The 836-nt window shown below is 48.6% G+C and carries 1 pseudogene; it reads left to right on the top strand.

The features are described from left to right. Positions 1 to 836 (top strand): annotated as a pseudogene (locus R7O13_RS25605) (RNA polymerase-associated protein RapA); the annotation flags it as partial.

The raw sequence follows: 836 nt of genomic DNA, 5'->3' as shown, positions 1-836 counted from the left end.
TGATTGAGATTCTGGCGTCAGGAGATACCAGCACTCTGGATGAGATCATCGAAGAATCAGCGAAGCTGAACAAAGAATTGAAATCGCAACTAGAGCAAGGTCGTGACCGCTTGCTAGAAATGCACTCTAACGGCGGCGAAAAAGCTCAGCAAATCGTGGAGAAAATTGAATCAACCGATGGTGATACAAACTTAGTCACGTTTGCGCTTTCTCTGTTTGATACGATTGGTTTGAACCAAGACGACAAAGGCGAAAATGCACTGGTGGTGACGCCATCAGAGCACATGATGGTGCCAAGCTACCCTGGTTTGCCATACGAAGGTGCGACGATCACTTTTGATCGCGATACCGCGCTTTCTCGTGAAGACATGCACTTCATCAGTTGGGAACACCCAATGATCCAAGGTGGTATCGATCTTCTGATGAGTGAAGGTGTGGGTACTTCTGCGGTATCTTTGTTGAAAAACAAGGCGTTGCCAGTTGGTACGATTCTGCTTGAACTGATTTACGCGGTAGATGCGCAAGCACCAAAACGCAGCGGTATCACGCGTTTCTTACCGAAAACGCCAATCCGTCTGATGATGGACTCGCGTGGTAACGATCTGTCGGCTCAAGTGGAGTTTGAATGTTTCAACCGTCAACTTAGCCCAGTAAACCGTCATCTTGGCAGCAAGCTGGTGACGTCTGTCCAAACAGATGTGCACCGTCAGATTGCAGCGGGTGATGTGCTGGTTGAAGAGAAAGTGGAAGCCGTTCGTAAGCAAGCGCAGCAAGATATGCAGCAAAGCTTGAATGCGGAGCTAGAGCGTTTACAAGCTTTGAAAGCGGTGAACCCA

The sequence above is a fragment of the Vibrio sp. Y176 genome (assembly GCF_033438945.1).
Note: the sequence above shows the minus strand (reverse complement) of the source record. Positions and strands in the feature narration are given on the sequence as shown.